General features: G+C 46.7%; 5 protein-coding genes, 3 tRNA genes and 7 rRNA genes. 1 reads left to right on the forward strand and 14 read right to left on the reverse strand.

All coding sequences use genetic code 11. The annotated features are described in order from the left end of the window. Positions 1-241 precede the first annotated feature (241 nt). The 12 genes from rrf (SVI_RS18965) to SVI_RS19025 all read right to left on the reverse strand — a co-directional run bounded on the left by rrf (SVI_RS18965) (position 242) and on the right by SVI_RS19025 (position 17,613). Positions 242-357: ribosomal RNA gene (rrf, locus tag SVI_RS18965) — 5S ribosomal RNA — on the reverse strand. Positions 358-515: 158 nt separating this feature from the next. Then, positions 516-3,420 (reverse strand): 23S ribosomal RNA (locus SVI_RS18970). 319 nt (positions 3,421-3,739) lie between these two features. Continuing rightward, positions 3,740-5,284, reverse strand: a 16S ribosomal RNA gene (locus SVI_RS18975). The 16S, 23S and 5S rRNA genes sit together here, the layout of an rRNA operon. A gap of 2,069 nt (positions 5,285-7,353) precedes the next feature. Then, positions 7,354-7,469: ribosomal RNA gene (gene rrf / locus SVI_RS18985) — 5S ribosomal RNA — on the reverse strand. 39 nt (positions 7,470-7,508) lie between these two features. Further along, positions 7,509-7,584 (reverse strand) — tRNA-Thr (locus SVI_RS18990). A gap of 86 nt (positions 7,585-7,670) precedes the next feature. Next, a 5S ribosomal RNA gene (gene rrf / locus SVI_RS18995) occupies positions 7,671-7,786 on the reverse strand. A gap of 158 nt (positions 7,787-7,944) precedes the next feature. Beyond that, a 23S ribosomal RNA gene (locus tag SVI_RS19000) occupies positions 7,945-10,849 on the reverse strand. A gap of 503 nt (positions 10,850-11,352) precedes the next feature. Then, positions 11,353-11,428 (reverse strand) — tRNA-Ala (locus SVI_RS19005). 72 nt (positions 11,429-11,500) lie between these two features. Continuing rightward, positions 11,501-11,577, reverse strand: a tRNA-Ile gene (locus tag SVI_RS19010). Between the two features lie 74 nt (positions 11,578-11,651). Then, positions 11,652-13,196 (reverse strand): 16S ribosomal RNA (locus SVI_RS19015). Positions 13,197-13,935: 739 nt separating this feature from the next. Beyond that, positions 13,936-16,653 carry a preprotein translocase subunit SecA gene (gene secA, locus SVI_RS19020; RefSeq protein WP_013053286.1) on the reverse strand — a complete coding sequence of 906 codons (2,718 nt, stop codon included), beginning with the start codon at positions 16,651-16,653 and terminating at the stop codon, positions 13,936-13,938. Between the two features lie 60 nt (positions 16,654-16,713). After that, positions 16,714-17,613: a M23 family metallopeptidase gene (locus tag SVI_RS19025; RefSeq protein ID WP_013053287.1), complete on the reverse strand. Its 900-nt coding sequence runs from the start codon at positions 17,611-17,613 to the stop codon at positions 16,714-16,716. Between the two features lie 27 nt (positions 17,614-17,640). Here SVI_RS19025 and SVI_RS19030 point away from each other — a divergent pair, with 27 nt between their 5' ends. Beyond that, positions 17,641-18,093, forward strand: a complete 453-nt coding sequence (locus SVI_RS19030; protein WP_041420107.1) for a DUF721 domain-containing protein — start codon at positions 17,641-17,643, stop codon at positions 18,091-18,093. A gap of 7 nt (positions 18,094-18,100) precedes the next feature. On the opposite strand, the gene lpxC is transcribed toward SVI_RS19030, so the two are convergent. Both lpxC and ftsZ read right to left on the reverse strand, forming a co-directional pair. After that, the gene (lpxC, locus tag SVI_RS19035; RefSeq protein ID WP_013053289.1) at positions 18,101-19,021 is read right to left on the reverse strand and encodes a UDP-3-O-acyl-N-acetylglucosamine deacetylase; all 921 of its coding nucleotides are present in this window, start codon (positions 19,019-19,021) and stop codon (positions 18,101-18,103) included. A gap of 164 nt (positions 19,022-19,185) precedes the next feature. After that, the gene (gene ftsZ, locus SVI_RS19040; RefSeq protein WP_013053290.1) at positions 19,186-20,364 is read right to left on the reverse strand and encodes a cell division protein FtsZ; all 1,179 of its coding nucleotides are present in this window, start codon (positions 20,362-20,364) and stop codon (positions 19,186-19,188) included. Positions 20,365-20,380 lie beyond the last annotated feature (16 nt).

Here is a 20,380-nt window from a genome sequence, read left to right on the forward strand (position 1 = left end):
TGGATGCGCAGCATTCAACTGTTTTGTAGCGAGAAGCGACGCAGTCGCTGAACTGGGGAGCCCGCTCAGCGGCGGGGCGACATCGGGGGTAGGCGTTCATGCCTTCCTAAGTGGATAAGTCACCTGCCTACATTGACGTGGATATGGGTACCGGTAAGTTCGAGCTAATCAGCTAAAGCTTTATTAAATCCCAGACGCAAAAAAGCCACCTTAATAAGGTGGCTTAGTTACTTAATTAGGCGCCTGGAAATGACCTACTCTCACATGGGGAGACCCCACACTACCATCGGCGCGATTGCGTTTCACTTCTGAGTTCGAGATGGGTTCAGGTGGTGCCACAATGCTATGGTTTCCAGACTAATTTGGTAAATTTGAAAAGCTGTCTATTCAAAATCTTTTAAAATATTCTAAATAGCTTTAAATAAAAGTAATAATTGGTTCGACTTAAATCAAGTTCGTATTCTTTTGTGCTTGTAAAGTAATCATCATTAACGCTACAAACCCATCTGGGTTGTATGGTTAAGCCTCACGAGTCATTAGTACAGGTTAGCTCAACGCCTCACAACGCTTACACACCCTGCCTATCAACGTCCTAGTCTCGAACGGCTCTTTAGAGGAATTAAATTCCTAGGGATGACTCATCTTAGGACTCGCTTCCCGCTTAGATGCTTTCAGCGGTTATCGATTCCGAACGTAGCTACCGGGCAATGCTATTGGCATAACAACCCGAACACCAGCGGTTCGTCCACTCCGGTCCTCTCGTACTAGGAGCAGCTTCCTTCAATCATCCAACGCCCACGGCAGATAGGGACCGAACTGTCTCACGACGTTCTGAACCCAGCTCGCGTACCACTTTAAATGGCGAACAGCCATACCCTTGGGACCGACTTCAGCCCCAGGATGTGATGAGCCGACATCGAGGTGCCAAACACCGCCGTCGATATGAACTCTTGGGCGGTATCAGCCTGTTATCCCCGGCGTACCTTTTATCCGTTGAGCGATGGCCCTTCCATACAGAACCACCGGATCACTATGACCTACTTTCGTACCTGCTCGACGTGTATGTCTCGCAGTTAAGCTGGCTTATGCCATTGCACTAACCGTACGATGTCCGACCGTACTTAGCCAACCTTCGTGCTCCTCCGTTACTCTTTGGGAGGAGACCGCCCCAGTCAAACTACCCACCAGACACTGTCCTCAACCCCGATTCAGGGGCCTAAGTTAGAACATCAAAACTACAAGGGTGGTATTTCAAGGTTGACTCCACAAAAACTAGCGTCTCTGCTTCAAAGTCTCCCACCTATCCTACACATGTAGGTTCAATGTTCAGTGCCAAGCTATAGTAAAGGTGCACGGGGTCTTTCCGTCTAGCCGCGGGTATACGGCATCTTCACCGCAATTTCAACTTCACTGAGTCTCGGCTGGAGACAGCGTGGCCATCATTACGCCATTCGTGCAGGTCGGAACTTACCCGACAAGGAATTTCGCTACCTTAGGACCGTTATAGTTACGGCCGCCGTTTACCGGGGCTTCGATCATGAGCTTCTCCGAAGATAACCCAATCAATTAACCTTCCGGCACCGGGCAGGCGTCATACCGTATACTTCCTCTTGCGAGTTTGCACAGTACTGTGTTTTTGATAAACAGTTGCAGCCACCTGGTATCTGCGACTCCCGGCAGCTTAGAGAGCAAGTCTCATCACCGCTGGGAGCGTACCTTCTCCCGAAGTTACGGTACCATTTTGCCTAGTTCCTTCAGCCGAGTTCTCTCAAGCGCCTTGGTATTCTCTACCCAACCACCTGTGTCGGTTTGGGGTACGATTCCTACTAACCTGAAGCTTAGAAGATTTTCCTGGAAGCATGGCATCAACTACTTCATCACCTTAGTGACTCGTCATCAGTCCTCAGTCTTGCAATTTAATGCGTATTCCCGGATTTGCCTAAGAATACAACCTACAACCTTAAACGCGGACAACCAACGCCGCGCTAGCCTAGCCTTCTCCGTCTCTCCATCGCAGTTAGTAGAAGTACAGGAATATTAACCTGTTTCCCATCGATTACGCCTTTCGGCCTCACCTTAGGGGTCGACTTACCCTGCCCTGATTAACATTGGACAGGAAACCTTGGTCTTTCGGCGAGGGAGTTTTTCACTCCCTTTATCGTTACTCATGTCAGCATTCGCACTTCTGATACCTCCAGGATGGGTTACCCCTTTCCCTTCAACGGCTTACAGAACGCTCCTCTACCGCTTGCTAGTAAACTAGCAAACCCATAGCTTCGGTGTATTGCTTAGCCCCGTTAAATCTTCCGCGCAGGCCGACTCGACTAGTGAGCTATTACGCTTTCTTTAAAAGATGGCTGCTTCTAAGCCAACTTCCTAGCTGTCTAAGCCTTCCCACATCGTTTCCCACTTAGCAATAACTTTGGGACCTTAGCTGATGGTCTGGGTTGTTTCCCTTTTCACGACGGACGTTAGCACCCGCCGTGTGTCTCCCGAGTAGTACTCATTGGTATTCGGAGTTTGCAAAGGGTTGGTAAGTCGGGATGACCCCCTAGCCTTAACAGTGCTCTACCCCCAATGGTATTCGCTCGAGGCGCTACCTAAATAGCTTTCGAGGAGAACCAGATATCTCCCGGTTTGATTGGCCTTTCACCCCCATCCACAAGTCATCCGCTCATTTTTCAACATAAGTCGGTTCGGTCCTCCAGTTGATGTTACTCAACCTTCAACCTGCCCATGGATAGATCACCGGGTTTCGGGTCTACACCTTGCAACTAAACGCGCAGTTAACACTCGGTTTCCCTACGGCTCCGCTATTCGCTTAACCTCGCTACAAAATGTAAGTCGCTGACCCATTATACAAAAGGTACGCAGTCACGGTCTCAAGAACCGCTCCCACTGCTTGTACGTATACGGTTTCAGGTTCTATTTCACTCCCCTCACAGGGGTTCTTTTCGCCTTTCCCTCACGGTACTGGTTCACTATCGGTCAGTCAGGAGTATTTAGCCTTGGAGGATGGTCCCCCCATGTTCAGACAAGATGTCACGTGTCCCGTCCTACTCGTTTTCATCTATAGTTAGTTTTCATGTACGGGGCTATCACCCTGTGCCGCTGAGCTTTCCAACTCATTCCACTAACACCCTATAGACTTAAGGGCTAATCCCCGTTCGCTCGCCGCTACTAGGGGAATCTCGGTTGATTTCTTTTCCTCCGGGTACTTAGATGTTTCAGTTCCCCGGGTTTGCCTCACATACCTATGTATTCAGTATGTGATACTCACTTATGTGAGTGGGTTTCCCCATTCGGATATCGTTAGCTCAAATGCTTGTTACTAGCTCGCCAACGCTTTTCGCAAGTTACTACGTCCTTCATCGCCTCTGACTGCCAAGGCATCCACCGTATACGCTTAGTCACTTAACCATACAACCCACATAAGTTTGAAACTAATATGAATAGTAATGCAACTAATGGTGTTTACTTTCGCCAAAAGAATACTCTTGAAGCATATTGCTATGCTTCGGCACTTGATTTAAGTGTTTGAGAACTCAATTATTTATTTATTTTTCGCGCTAATGCTATTAATAACAACTTACAAGTAAGTCATTATCCCTTTCGCATTAACACTATCAGCTTTCCAAATTTTTAAAGAACAAACAACACCGTAAAGGTGCGTTTCTCGCTCTAACAAGAACAAGTTATCTGTGTGAACACTCAGCAAATATTGAGTTAGTCGTATAGGTAAGGAGGTGATCCAGCCCCAGGTTCCCCTAGGGCTACCTTGTTACGACTTCACCCCAGTCATGAACCACACCGTGGTAAACGCCCTCCCCGAAGGGTTAAGCTATCTACTTCTGGTGCAGCCCACTCCCATGGTGTGACGGGCGGTGTGTACAAGGCCCGGGAACGTATTCACCGTGACATTCTGATTCACGATTACTAGCGATTCCGACTTCACGGAGTCGAGTTGCAGACTCCGATCCGGACTACGACCGGCTTTGTGGGATTAGCTTGACCTCGCGGCGTTGCGACCCTCTGTACCGACCATTGTAGCACGTGTGTAGCCCTACTCGTAAGGGCCATGATGACTTGACGTCGTCCCCACCTTCCTCCGGTTTATCACCGGCAGTCTCCCTAAAGTTCCCACCATTACGTGCTGGCAAATAAGGATAAGGGTTGCGCTCGTTGCGGGACTTAACCCAACATTTCACAACACGAGCTGACGACAGCCATGCAGCACCTGTCTCACAGTTCCCGAAGGCACCAAGCTATCTCTAGCGAGTTCTATGGATGTCAAGAGTAGGTAAGGTTCTTCGCGTTGCATCGAATTAAACCACATGCTCCACCGCTTGTGCGGGCCCCCGTCAATTCATTTGAGTTTTAACCTTGCGGCCGTACTCCCCAGGCGGTCTACTTAATGCGTTAGCTTGGGAACCCAGTGTTCAAGACACCAAATTCCGAGTAGACATCGTTTACGGCGTGGACTACCAGGGTATCTAATCCTGTTTGCTCCCCACGCTTTCGTACCTGAGCGTCAGTCTTTGTCCAGGGGGCCGCCTTCGCCACCGGTATTCCTTCAGATCTCTACGCATTTCACCGCTACACCTGAAATTCTACCCCCCTCTACAAGACTCTAGTTTGCCAGTTCAAAATGCAATTCCCAGGTTGAGCCCGGGGCTTTCACATCTTGCTTAACAAACCGCCTGCGTACGCTTTACGCCCAGTAATTCCGATTAACGCTTGCACCCCTCGTATTACCGCGGCTGCTGGCACGAAGTTAGCCGGTGCTTCTTCTGCGAGTAACGTCACAGTAAGCAGTTATTAACTACCTACCTTTCCTCCTCGCTGAAAGTGCTTTACAACCCGAAGGCCTTCTTCACACACGCGGCATGGCTGCATCAGGCTTTCGCCCATTGTGCAATATTCCCCACTGCTGCCTCCCGTAGGAGTCTGGACCGTGTCTCAGTTCCAGTGTGGCTGATCATCCTCTCAGACCAGCTAGGGATCGTCGCCTTGGTAAGCCATTACCTTACCAACTAGCTAATCCCACCTAGGTACATCCAATCGCGAAAGGCCCGAAGGTCCCCTCCTTTCCCCCGTAGGGCGTATGCGGTATTAGCAGTCGTTTCCAACTGTTATCCCCCTCGACTGGGCAGTTCCCTAGGCATTACTCACCCGTCCGCCGCTCGACAGCAAAGTAGCAAGCTACTTTCTGTTTCCGCTCGACTTGCATGTGTTAGGCCTGCCGCCAGCGTTCAATCTGAGCCATGATCAAACTCTTCAATTAAAGTTCTTTTGATGCATCCTCTTTCGAAGATGACATCGGCTCAATGAATTATACTGTTTTTCACTAACCCGAAGGTCAATGAAGCTTACATATTTTGCTTCTTTGAATTTACTTTCTCGAAAGAAAGTAGAAACCAAAGTTGCTATGGTCACTCAGTGGTTCATCGAGTTAAATTTTTGATTGCTCATCCTTTACTAGAAAGAGTGAAGCAATTTCGAATAACTCAACACCTGTGAGTGCCCACACAGATTTCTTGTTTTGTATTGTTAAAGAACGTGGTGCTAAGTAGCACCGCCGTTGACGCTAGGTCGAAGGCTTTTACTTACTGACCAAGGCTATTCGTCTTGGCTAGGGAGGCGTATTATACACGCTCCGTGGTTGGCGTCAAGGGCTTTTAAACATTTAATTTTAACCGCTTACTTATTGCCCTGACTGGGTTTCAGCTTCGTTTAAGAAGACTGGTTTGCCGTGTCAGTGGATGCGCATTATAGGGGATTTCGATGTGAGCACAAGGGCTATTTAGACTAATGCTGACATATTTTAAAAACAGTCATTTAAGCACAAGCTACCCACCAGTTATCCACTAACTTACCCACGAAATAGCTGATTACCACTTAAACCATAGCGGTTTACAGCTAATCTCGGTCACCAAGTATAGATACAGAATCCATCAAGCTCACTGCAATACGGCTATTTTTATTTATCTAGCCAGGTAGTTCTTATCAGTAGCTGGCTAGAACGAGCAATTACATAAGAAGTATTATGTTTTTCCTATTCACCTAATACAGTAATCAGATTTAGCCGATATCTTATATGTCATTCACTGAATCTTTGCTCATCTACCCTAGACATATTTCTAATTCTTATACCTATACTAACTAGTGAATATTCTGGGCAGCATAAGATAGTGATCGACTCAGATTTTTGGACTCACTAATTCAAGCAAATGAATGAGTGAAAGATGATCCTACAGCTATTATTCACACATAAGTTGACCGATAAAGCACAAATCCTTTGCGACATAACTCTTAGTGCTTAAAGATAAGAACTTACCCTAACCATCTTATCCCGGAGACTTCTCACGGTTAAATTAAGGGTGCCTCTCTAAATAGTCCATTCGGACCCACGAAGTAGGCACATATGAAGGTATTACAGCGCTTTGAAGACACAGCTTAAAATAAAGAGCCAAAGGTCATGATACTTTCCGAAGACCAAATTGATGTGCAGTTTTGTAGCGAGAGACAATGTCGAACAGGGAAAGATGTACTTGAATAATTTTCAGCCGAAAACTAGGGAGGCTACATGGTGGCAATTGTTCTCGGTAGTATTGGTGTTATCGCCTGCAGCGAAGTCACCTTCCAATGGCCCAGTTTTCAGGCTGAATGAGCTACTCTCACATGGGGGTGAAAATTACGGCGCTTTAAATGCACAGTATTCAGCCCTAATTGAACGCGGAGAAACTAGGTTTGTAGCGGGGGAGCAAGCCACAGGGATGTGGTGAATGTCAGAAATGCATGGATGAAATTTCTGACCAAGCTCAGCGACGGGGGACCGACATCGACTCTTTATAAACCAAAGTCACATTGCACGTAAGTGGATAAGTCACCTGATGTCTGCACTGATAAGTTCGAGCTAAACAGCCAAAACTTTATTAAATCCCAGACGCAAAAAAGCCACCTTATTCAGGTGGCTTAGTTACGGTGAAATCAGGAGTACGCCTGTTATAGAACAAAAAGCGGAGGCGCCTTCCAATGGCCCAGCTTTGGGCAAGCCCTCCGCGTTGACTCACAAGGATGTGAGGAATGTAGAAAATGTCTGGAACGTTTTACTACCAACCCAGCATCAAGCTACGCTTAATAAGCGCAAGGACTTCACCCTACGACCCACAGGGACGTGGGAAGTGTCGAGATTGCAGGAGCAAATATCTACCTATCACATGGAATGAACCTCACTTCGTTCGGGCTCTTTATATTCCCCATGTTCGAGTGGTCACCTTTCCAGACTAAAAACGAAAAAAGCCCGTTGCGTTAGCAACGGGCTTTATCGACTCTCTTTACGAGAAATTAGGCGCCTGGAAATGACCTACTCTCACATGGGGAGACCCCACACTACCATCGGCGCGATTGCGTTTCACTTCTGAGTTCGAGATGGGTTCAGGTGGTGCCACAATGCTATGGTTTCCAGACTAATTCTTTAGCACAAACGGTAAAATGTGCAGTAAAAATGGTGCTGATACCCAGAATCGAACTGGGGACCTCATCCTTACCAAGGATGCGCTCTACCGACTGAGCCATATCAGCAATATTTTATTCTTCTATTCGATAATTTAGTCTTATGTGATACATAAAATGTAAACTTAACAGCTAAACTATACAGTATGTTAGGCGCCTGGAAATGACCTACTCTCACATGGGGAGACCCCACACTACCATCGGCGCGATTGCGTTTCACTTCTGAGTTCGAGATGGGTTCAGGTGGTGCCACAATGCTATGGTTTCCAGACTAATTTGGTAAATTTGAAAAGCTGTCTATTCAGAATCTTTTAAAATATTCTAAATAGCTTTAAATAAAAGTAATAATTGGTTCGACTTAAATCAAGTTCGTATTCTTTTGTGCTTGTAAAGTAATCATCATTAACGCTACAAACCCATCTGGGTTGTATGGTTAAGCCTCACGAGTCATTAGTACAGGTTAGCTCAACGCCTCACAACGCTTACACACCCTGCCTATCAACGTCCTAGTCTCGAACGGCTCTTTAGAGGAATTAAATTCCTAGGGATGACTCATCTTAGGACTCGCTTCCCGCTTAGATGCTTTCAGCGGTTATCGATTCCGAACGTAGCTACCGGGCAATGCTATTGGCATAACAACCCGAACACCAGCGGTTCGTCCACTCCGGTCCTCTCGTACTAGGAGCAGCTTCCTTCAATCATCCAACGCCCACGGCAGATAGGGACCGAACTGTCTCACGACGTTCTGAACCCAGCTCGCGTACCACTTTAAATGGCGAACAGCCATACCCTTGGGACCGACTTCAGCCCCAGGATGTGATGAGCCGACATCGAGGTGCCAAACACCGCCGTCGATATGAACTCTTGGGCGGTATCAGCCTGTTATCCCCGGCGTACCTTTTATCCGTTGAGCGATGGCCCTTCCATACAGAACCACCGGATCACTATGACCTACTTTCGTACCTGCTCGACGTGTATGTCTCGCAGTTAAGCTGGCTTATGCCATTGCACTAACCGTACGATGTCCGACCGTACTTAGCCAACCTTCGTGCTCCTCCGTTACTCTTTGGGAGGAGACCGCCCCAGTCAAACTACCCACCAGACACTGTCCTCAACCCCGATTCAGGGGCCTAAGTTAGAACATCAAAACTACAAGGGTGGTATTTCAAGGTTGACTCCACAAAAACTAGCGTCTCTGCTTCAAAGTCTCCCACCTATCCTACACATGTAGGTTCAATGTTCAGTGCCAAGCTATAGTAAAGGTGCACGGGGTCTTTCCGTCTAGCCGCGGGTATACGGCATCTTCACCGCAATTTCAACTTCACTGAGTCTCGGCTGGAGACAGCGTGGCCATCATTACGCCATTCGTGCAGGTCGGAACTTACCCGACAAGGAATTTCGCTACCTTAGGACCGTTATAGTTACGGCCGCCGTTTACCGGGGCTTCGATCATGAGCTTCTCCGAAGATAACCCAATCAATTAACCTTCCGGCACCGGGCAGGCGTCATACCGTATACTTCCTCTTGCGAGTTTGCACAGTACTGTGTTTTTGATAAACAGTTGCAGCCACCTGGTATCTGCGACTCCCGGCAGCTTAGAGAGCAAGTCTCATCACCGCTGGGAGCGTACCTTCTCCCGAAGTTACGGTACCATTTTGCCTAGTTCCTTCAGCCGAGTTCTCTCAAGCGCCTTGGTATTCTCTACCCAACCACCTGTGTCGGTTTGGGGTACGATTCCTACTAACCTGAAGCTTAGAAGATTTTCCTGGAAGCATGGCATCAACTACTTCATCACCTTAGTGACTCGTCATCAGTCCTCAGTCTTGCAATTTAATGCGTATTCCCGGATTTGCCTAAGAATACAACCTACAACCTTAAACGCGGACAACCAACGCCGCGCTAGCCTAGCCTTCTCCGTCTCTCCATCGCAGTTAGCAGAAGTACAGGAATATTAACCTGTTTCCCATCGATTACGCCTTTCGGCCTCACCTTAGGGGTCGACTTACCCTGCCCTGATTAACATTGGACAGGAAACCTTGGTCTTTCGGCGAGGGAGTTTTTCACTCCCTTTATCGTTACTCATGTCAGCATTCGCACTTCTGATACCTCCAGGATGGGTTACCCCTTTCCCTTCAACGGCTTACAGAACGCTCCTCTACCGCTTGCTAGTAAACTAGCAAACCCATAGCTTCGGTGTATTGCTTAGCCCCGTTAAATCTTCCGCGCAGGCCGACTCGACTAGTGAGCTATTACGCTTTCTTTAAAAGATGGCTGCTTCTAAGCCAACTTCCTAGCTGTCTAAGCCTTCCCACATCGTTTCCCACTTAGCAATAACTTTGGGACCTTAGCTGATGGTCTGGGTTGTTTCCCTTTTCACGACGGACGTTAGCACCCGCCGTGTGTCTCCCGAGTAGTACTCATTGGTATTCGGAGTTTGCAAAGGGTTGGTAAGTCGGGATGACCCCCTAGCCTTAACAGTGCTCTACCCCCAATGGTATTCGCTCGAGGCGCTACCTAAATAGCTTTCGAGGAGAACCAGATATCTCCCGGTTTGATTGGCCTTTCACCCCCATCCACAAGTCATCCGCTCATTTTTCAACATAAGTCGGTTCGGTCCTCCAGTTGATGTTACTCAACCTTCAACCTGCCCATGGATAGATCACCGGGTTTCGGGTCTACACCTTGCAACTAAACGCGCAGTTAACACTCGGTTTCCCTACGGCTCCGCTATTCGCTTAACCTCGCTACAAAATGTAAGTCGCTGACCCATTATACAAAAGGTACGCAGTCACGGTCTCAAGAACCGCTCCCACTGCTTGTACGTATACGGTTTCAGGTTCTATTTCACTCCCCTCACAGGGGTTCTTTTCGCCTTTCCCTCACGGTACTGGTTCACTATCGGTCAGTCAGGAGTATTTAGCCTTGGAGGATGGTCCCCCCATGTTCAGACAAGATGTCACGTGTCCCGTCCTACTCGTTTTCATCTATGGTTAGTTTTCATGTACGGGGCTATCACCCTGTGCCGCTGAGCTTTCCAACTCATTCCACTAACACCCCATAGACTTAAGGGCTAATCCCCGTTCGCTCGCCGCTACTAGGGGAATCTCGGTTGATTTCTTTTCCTCCGGGTACTTAGATGTTTCAGTTCCCCGGGTTTGCCTCACATACCTATGTATTCAGTATGTGATACTCACTTATGTGAGTGGGTTTCCCCATTCGGATATCGTTAGCTCAAATGCTTGTTACTAGCTCGCCAACGCTTTTCGCAAGTTACTACGTCCTTCATCGCCTCTGACTGCCAAGGCATCCACCGTATACGCTTAGTCACTTAACCATACAACCCACATAGGTCTAGTTCGCTTGCTATTCAAGTCACTGTCTTTATTGTGAATCTTACTCGTTGGTTATGTAGCAAGCTACACGCCCTTCTCGTTCAAATCACGGCTTCGACATTAACATGACTAACTGCGCGTTAAACTTTGCTGTCATTCTCAGATTCCTCTTCGAACAACGACAGTTGTATCGCAACTAATGGTGTTTACTTTCGCCAAAAGAATACTCTTGAAGCACTTTCCTAACTAAAGGGCTATGCTTCAGCACTTGATTTAAGTGTTTGAGAACTCAATTATTTATTTATTTTTCGCGCTAATGCTATTAACCACTGTAATCGCTATCTCTTACGAAATATCTTTCACAATAGTCCCTTTCGCATTAACACTATCAGCTTTCCAAATTTTTAAAGAACGGGCTTAAAAAAGCCAAAGATAATTTTTTCATTATCTTTGGCATCTCTATCCATATGCATGACCTACAAATTCAGCAAAAAATGTAAGTAAATGGTGGAGCTATGCGGGATCGAACCGCAGACCTCCTGCGTGCAAGGCAGGCGCTCTCCCAGCTGAGCTATAGCCCCATTTACATGCAGTCAAACAAAATATACGTTAAAACCAAATCACTTCTTCCCAATGAAGAAAAGTAGAAATTTTGGTGGGTCAGAGTGGACTTGAACCACCGACCTCACCCTTATCAGGGGTGCGCTCTAACCAGCTGAGCTACAGACCCAACGTATTTTTGCTCTTTCTTTCTATCAAGTAATCTGTGTGAACACTCAGCAAATATTGAGTTAGTCGTATAGGTAAGGAGGTGATCCAGCCCCAGGTTCCCCTAGGGCTACCTTGTTACGACTTCACCCCAGTCATGAACCACACCGTGGTAAACGCCCTCCCCGAAGGGTTAAGCTATCTACTTCTGGTGCAGCCCACTCCCATGGTGTGACGGGCGGTGTGTACAAGGCCCGGGAACGTATTCACCGTGACATTCTGATTCACGATTACTAGCGATTCCGACTTCACGGAGTCGAGTTGCAGACTCCGATCCGGACTACGACCGGCTTTGTGGGATTAGCTTGACCTCGCGGCGTTGCGACCCTCTGTACCGACCATTGTAGCACGTGTGTAGCCCTACTCGTAAGGGCCATGATGACTTGACGTCGTCCCCACCTTCCTCCGGTTTATCACCGGCAGTCTCCCTAAAGTTCCCACCATTACGTGCTGGCAAATAAGGATAAGGGTTGCGCTCGTTGCGGGACTTAACCCAACATTTCACAACACGAGCTGACGACAGCCATGCAGCACCTGTCTCATAGTTCCCGAAGGCACCAAGCTATCTCTAGCGAGTTCTATGGATGTCAAGAGTAGGTAAGGTTCTTCGCGTTGCATCGAATTAAACCACATGCTCCACCGCTTGTGCGGGCCCCCGTCAATTCATTTGAGTTTTAACCTTGCGGCCGTACTCCCCAGGCGGTCTACTTAATGCGTTAGCTTGGGAACCCAGTGTTCAAGACACCAAATTCCGAGTAGACATCGTTTACGGCGTGGACTACCAGGGTATCTAATCCTGTTTGCTCCCCACGCTTTCGTACCTGAGCGTCAGTCTTTGTCCAGGGGGCCGCCTTCGCCACCGGTATTCCTTCAGATCTCTACGCATTTCACCGCTACACCTGAAATTCTACCCCCCTCTACAAGACTCTAGTTTGCCAGTTCAAAATGCAATTCCCAGGTTGAGCCCGGGGCTTTCACATCTTGCTTAACAAACCGCCTGCGTACGCTTTACGCCCAGTAATTCCGATTAACGCTTGCACCCCTCGTATTACCGCGGCTGCTGGCACGAAGTTAGCCGGTGCTTCTTCTGCGAGTAACGTCACAGTAAGCAGTTATTAACTACCTACCTTTCCTCCTCGCTGAAAGTGCTTTACAACCCGAAGGCCTTCTTCACACACGCGGCATGGCTGCATCAGGCTTTCGCCCATTGTGCAATATTCCCCACTGCTGCCTCCCGTAGGAGTCTGGACCGTGTCTCAGTTCCAGTGTGGCTGATCATCCTCTCAGACCAGCTAGGGATCGTCGCCTTGGTAAGCCATTACCTTACCAACTAGCTAATCCCACCTAGGTACATCCAATCGCGAAAGGCCCGAAGGTCCCCTCCTTTCCCCCGTAGGGCGTATGCGGTATTAGCAGTCGTTTCCAACTGTTATCCCCCTCGACTGGGCAGTTCCCTAGGCATTACTCACCCGTCCGCCGCTCGACAGCAAAGTAGCAAGCTACTTTCTGTTTCCGCTCGACTTGCATGTGTTAGGCCTGCCGCCAGCGTTCAATCTGAGCCATGATCAAACTCTTCAATTAAAGTTCTTTTGATGCATCCTCTTTCGAAGATGACATCGGCTCAATGAATTATACTGTTTTTCATTAACCACTCTCTATAAAGAGAATGCCAATGAAGCTTACATATTTTGCTTCTTTGAATTTACTTTCTCGAAAGAAAATAAAAACTAAAGTTGCTATGGTCACTCAGTAGTTCATTGAGTTAAATTTTGATTGCTTCCTAAGAAGCAATTTCGAATAACTCAACACCTGTGAGTGCCCACACAGATTACTTGATAAATTTTTAAAGAGCTTTTGCATCATCTTTCATATGCCGCCGTGACGCTAGGTCGTTGGCTTGAGGAGGCGTATTCTACGCTTTCCTAGGTTGGCGTCAAGTGCTTTTTTAAAAAGATTTTCAAACGTTTAAATAACGACTTAAAACCTTAGCAACTCATTGCCCTGACTCGTCTCGGTCTCACTCAACTTAATGTTAGTAGGACTGGTTTGCCGTGTCAGTGGATGCGCATTATAGGGAGTATTAGAATGATCGCAAGCGGTTTTATGAATAAAAATGATCTTTTTTAAACTTTTCCCGATAGTCACAATTAACTCACCGCTTACCCCCAGTTTTATCCACAGAATGCGGATTATAGTTCATTAAATCGGCTTTATTCTTAGCTAGTCTTTTAAACATGCTAATAATCAATAAATGAGTTGATATAAAAAAGCCGCTCGAGTGAGCGGCTTTCAAATAGATATACTTTACATCTAGTCCATATTAAGAGAGCTTGCCATGGCACGTCTTATATTTTCGACCAGAGCCGCATGGACAAGGATCGTTGCGACCGACCTTAACACCTTCACGTACTGTTGGAGTATGCTCAGCTTGAGCTTGTTCGCCTCCTACTAACGGTTCTGCAGCTGCATGCTGGTAATCACGGCGGACGTTAGCTTCTTCTTGACGTCGACGCTCTTCCATCTCTTCTACGTCCGACTGTGCTTGCACCTGAACCTTCGACATTACACTGATCACATCATGCTTCAATGACTCTAACATCTCTTGGAACATCTCAAAGGATTCACGCTTATACTCTTGCTTAGGATTTTTCTGTGCATAACCACGTAAGTGGATACCTTGGCGCAGATGATCCATAGCTGCCAGATGCTCTTTCCAGAGACCGTCTAAGGTTTGCAGCATGACAGCTTTTTCAAACTGACGTAGCACCTGTGCGCCAACCATCTCTTCTTTGGCTTGGTAAGCCTTCACCCAAGTATCTACGATGCGTTCACGAAGTGTTTCTTCATGAAGATCGTCTTCCTTATCCAACCATTCCTGCACCGGCATTTTAATTGCGTATTCTTGTTCCAGACGCTTTTCAAGACCTGACACATCCCACAACTCTTCTAGAGACTGAGGCGGAACATACATATCGATTAAGCCATTGACTACGTCGGCTTGAATATTAACGATAGTATCTTGAATATCCTCGGCATCCATCAATTCATTACGCTGGGCGTAAACTACCTGACGTTGATCGTTAGCCACATCATCAAACTCGAGTAACTGCTTACGGATATCGAAGTTTCTAGCTTCTACTTTACGTTGAGCATTCTCAATGGCACGTGATACCCAAGGGTGTTCAATTGCTTCGCCTTTCTCCATACCGAGTTTCTTCATCATTGAAGATACACGCTCGGAAGCAAAGATACGCATTAAGCTATCTTCCATAGAAAGATAGAAACGCGAAGAACCTGCATCACCCTGTCGACCCGATCGCCCACGAAGCTGATTATCGATGCGACGAGACTCATGACGCTCGGTACCTAAAATATGTAATCCACCGGCATCGACGACTTCGTCATGACGAATTTGCCAATCGGCTTTGATCTTAGCTTTCTGTTCAGACGTTGGATTATCAATTTTCTCGATCTCCATCGCCCAGTTACCACCTAAAACGATATCTGTACCACGACCCGCCATATTAGTAGCTATGGTAACGGCTCCAGTCCTTCCCGCTTGAGCAACAATATCGGCTTCACGCTCATGGAACTTGGCATTCAAGACTTCATGAGGGATCTTCTCTTTCTGCATCAGGTGAGCCAAGAGTTCAGATTGCTCGATGGATACAGTACCAACAAGAACAGGCTGTCCACGCTTGCGACAACCCTCAATATCTTCAACTATCGCAGCATATTTTTCATCAGCTGTCAGGTAAACAAGATCGGCATTATCTTTTCGAACCATAGGTCTATTGGTCGGGATAACAACAGTGTCTAAACCATAGATATGCTGGAATTCGAATGCTTCTGTATCCGCAGTACCTGTCATACCAGAAAGCTTTTCATACTGACGGAAAAAGTTCTGAAAAGTGATAGATGCTAAGGTCTGATTCTCATTTTGAATATTGACGCCTTCTTTGGCTTCAACAGCCTGATGAAGACCTTCGGACCAGCGACGACCTGGCATGGTACGCCCGGTATGCTCATCGACAATAATCACTTCATTATCTTTAACTATGTAGTCTACATCTTTCTCGAAGAGGGTATGAGCACGAAGCGCAGCATTCACATGATGCACTAATGAAATATTAGCTGCCGAATAGAGAGAGTCGCCGTCAGCTAACATGCCACCTTCGGTAAGTAATACTTCAACCTTCTCCTGACCGCGTTCGGTCATATGAACTTGTTTAGCTTTCTCGTCGATAGAATAATCTCCATCGCCGATCACATCTTCCGTATCTTCTTTGTCTTGACGGACAAGATGTGGGATTAGGGTATTGATCTTAGTATATAGCGCTGAACTATCTTCGGCCGCGCCAGAGATAATCAGTGGTGTTCTCGCTTCATCGATAAGAATCGAATCAACCTCATCAATCAAGGCATAGTGAAGTGGGCGCTGAACGCGCTCTTGAGGTGAGAACGCCATGTTGTCACGCAGATAATCGAAACCAAACTCATTGTTGGTTCCATAAGTAATATCTGAGTTATATGCATCTATTTTCTCTTGCTGACCCAAGCCAGCTACGTTGATGCCAACGGTCAATCCTAGAAACTCAAAAAGTGGGCGGTTATTTTCAGCATCACGTCCAGCAAGATAATCATTGACTGTAATGACATGAACACCTTTACCGGTTAATCCATTTAGATACGCGGGAAGCGTCGCCGTCAAAGTTTTACCTTCACCGGTACGCATTTCAGCAATACGATTACTGTCTAGAACCATGCCACCAAGCATCTGGACATCGAAATGACGCATATCAAATACACGCTTAGATGCCTCGCGCACGACGGCAAAGGCTTCTGGTAAAACATCATCTAATGTTTCACCCTTATCTAAACGCTCACGAAAAGTCGAGGTTTTCCCCTTTAACTCATCATCAGTTAACTTTTCATAGTCTTCTTCGAGTGCATTAATCTCAGTGACAACTTTTCTAAGAGACTTAAGAGTGCGCTCGTTACGACTACCGAATAATTTTGTCAGTATTTTACCAAACATCTGAACCACTTTTTATGTTGTTGGCCTAGTCCCTGTCGAGTCTGAAAGCCGATGATTAAGTTAACTTGCTTTGCGGTAGACAAACTTCTTTGGATCTATGGCTTGCCCACCCCGCAACACTTCGTAATGCACATGAGGCCCAGTCGAACGACCGGTACTCCCCATAAATGCAATACCTTCGCCTTTGGCGACGACATCACCCACAGTTACTGACAGAGATTGATTATGTCCATAGCGAGTTCGTAGACCATTACCATGGTCGATCTCTACCAACTCACCATATCCAGACATTTTTCCTGCCCAAGTGATCACTCCTGCTGCAGTGGCAATCACCTGGGTGCCCTCTTTGCTAGCGAAATCGATACCTTTATGTATCGTTCTACGCCCACTGAAAGGGTCATTACGTAAACCGTAGGGCGACGATAACCAACCTTTACGGATGGGACGCCCAGATATATAACGCTCTTCATCTATATGGAGATTAGATGAGACAGTTTCAAGTATTGAAAGTTGAGCATTATTATTATCTATTCGTGATACTAACTTATCCATATCCTGAATAAGTTGATCGAGTTCGATGTTGGCACCTAAATCACTCAGGCCCCCGACACCGACTTCGGAAGAGAAATCAAACTGATCTTCTAATTGATTGTTTTTAGCGATTTGTAAACCGAGAGCTTCAAGGCGGGTCACTTTAGCTTGCATACGAGCAACATGAGTTACCAGCATGGCTAGTTGCGATTCAGTCGCTCCTTTAAGCTCGATAAGTTCTGTTTTCTGCTCTTCACGAGCAACACGTTCATTATCGCTATTAGTTTGCTGTAGCTGAATTTGTTTGGCATTGTGCTGATACAGGCCGGTTCCGGCTGCAAGCAACAAAACGGGCAATAATAGCCAACGTTTACCAGGCTGCCATCTTGCGGCGCCATTTCGACCTTGAATAAAAACTGTTACACTCATAGCCTAATTAAGCCATTTTATTATCATATGAAAAATCCCCCTAAGGACCTAAGCCAATTACTGCATCAGCAAGGGGAGCTCCCCAATATTGCTGAAAAAGCAGAACTTCTGTTGCACTTGAATCATTACGTCAAACAAGTGCTGACCGGTCCAGTGTCACAGCAACTTAAAGTTGCCAATCTCCGTCAGGGTGTTCTAGTTATCGAAACGACAACTGCTGCATGGGCTGTAAGAATTAACTTCCAAAAAGCCAAAATTTTGCAACAGCTTCAAGCCGAAACGTTACCCATGCTGTCCGCAATCGAGGTTAAAGTCAACCCGAGTCTGTTTATGTATGCAATAAAGCCCAAAACAAATAACAACAAAATAAGTAAAACAGCTGCAGGACATATAGAGGCATTAGCCGAACATACGGAAGGGTCTTTGGGGATAAAACTAAAACGGCTGGCTGCTTTAGCCAGCCGTTCAAGGCAATCTTAGTTCACTTTCAGGCAAATACTGCGCCGCTAGGAACCGAAAAACTCACTGGCGCTTCGCGTTCTGTTTCGAAGCTGACTAACTCCCAGGCATCCTGCTGAGCTAATAAAGCACGTACCAATCTATTATTTAGCGCATGCCCAGTCTTGTACGCACAGAACTCACCAACTATGGCATAACCAGCAACATATAAATCACCGAATGCATCTAATATTTTGTGCTTAACAAACTCGTCCTCATAACGCAGGCCATCGGGGTTAAGGACTTTATATTCGTCAAGCACAACGGCATTTTCCATACTGCCGCCTAACGCTAAGTTATTAGCACGTAAATATTCAATATCACGCATAAACCCGAAGGTTCTCGCTCTACTAATATCACGAATAAAGGCTGAAGATGAAAACTCCATTTTCATATGCTGCTCACTACGTGCGATTACCGGATGCTCAAAGTCGATAGTAAAATCGATTTTGAAGCCTTTATAGGGTTTTAACTCAACCCATTTATCACCGTCTTCAACACGTATGTTTTTCTTAATTCTTAAATATTTCTTTGGCGCGGCTTGCTCTTGAATTCCTACTGATTGCAATAAGAAAACAAATGGACTGGCACTGCCATCCATAATGGGAATCTCAGGCGCATCGACTTCAATGATCGCATTATCGATACCTAGTCCAGCAAGCGCCGCAAAAAGGTGCTCGATCGTTGATATACGTATGCCATCGTCATTTACCAGTGCCGTACACATAGTGGTTTCACGGACAAGTTCCGCCTTGGCAGGAATTGAAACTGCTGGCTCCAAGTCTGTGCGCACTAGTACGATACCCGAATTAACTGGCGCAGGCTTGATGCTCAAAGTCACCTTATTGCCGGAATGCAATCCGACTCCGATGGTTTTCACCATTTCTTTAACAGTTCTTTGAAAAATCATATTTTTACCTGTTTATATCAACACGAAAATCACTCAAACCACTCCTCTGAATCACTAGAAACAGGCGTGGCTGGTCGGATATGCTAGCATACCTTTACACATTAACCAAAAATCACCTGCGTAAATATGGGTGAATTTAGCTAGTTCCAGCCTACACTGCTAGCCTAATCAGCCTGCTTACGTAAGAAAGCTGGGATATCTAAGTAATCAGTTTCATTCCTTAGCGCTGTGGCTGGAGCCGCTGCAGTTTGCGCCGCAGGAACCACATTTCCACTCGCCATAGATTGGACAAGCTCTTCACTTTGAGGCTCTGTACGTACTTCTGGTGCAATGACAGGCTCAGGGCGAGGAACAGGTTTAGTCACCAGTTGAATATCTGGCTTTTTCTCAGCGCCTATGCCAGTGGCAACTACAGTAACACGTAGCTCGTCACTCATTTCAGGATCGATAACCGCACCGACAACTACGGTAGCATTATCTGAAGCATAAGCTTTGACATGGTTACCCACTGTCTCAAATTCCTCTATGCTCATATCCATACCCGCTGTGATGTTTACCAAAACACCACGGGCACCCGCCAGATCGATATCTTCCAATAATGGACTAGCGACAGCAGCTTCGGCAGCCTCTTCGGCACGATCTTCACCACTTGCTACGCCAGTACCCATCATGGCGTTACCCATCTCTGACATGACAGTCTTCACATCGGCGAAATCGACGTTAATCAGACCCGGACGCGTGATAAGTTCGGCAATACCCTGAACAGCACCAAGAAGCACATTATTAGCCGCAGCAAACGCATCTAATAATGATGTGCCACGGCCCAAGACCTTAAGCAATTTTTCGTTAGGAATAGTGATTAATGAATCCACATGCTTAGCCAACTCTTCTATGCCTTGCTCAGCATAAGCCATGCGCTTGCGGCCTTCGAAAGGAAACGGCTTAGTGACTACAGCAACCGTTAAGATGCCTTCTTCTTTTGCAATTTCAGCAACTACAGGTGCAGCTCCAGTTCCAGTTCCACCGCCCATACCCGCAGCAATGAAGATCATATCTGAGCCCTTAAGCGCATTCCTGATACTTTCTCTGTCTTCTTCTGCTGCCAGACGGCCTATTTCTGGATTAGCTCCAGCGCCTAAACCTTTAGTGACATCACGCCCTAATTGAATAGTTGTACCTGCTGCAGATTTTCTTAGCGCTTGCGCATCCGTATTAGTAGCAACAAACTCAACACCTTCGATGTTGTGTTTAACCATATGCTCTACTGCGTTTCCGCCACCACCACCAACACCGATGACCTTGATTACTGCTTCATCTGTATGACTGTCCATGATCTCAAACATGGTCTTCTCTCCGTTT

Source organism: Shewanella violacea DSS12, assembly GCF_000091325.1.
In the GTDB taxonomy this organism is placed as follows: Bacteria; Pseudomonadota; Gammaproteobacteria; order Enterobacterales; family Shewanellaceae; genus Shewanella; species Shewanella violacea.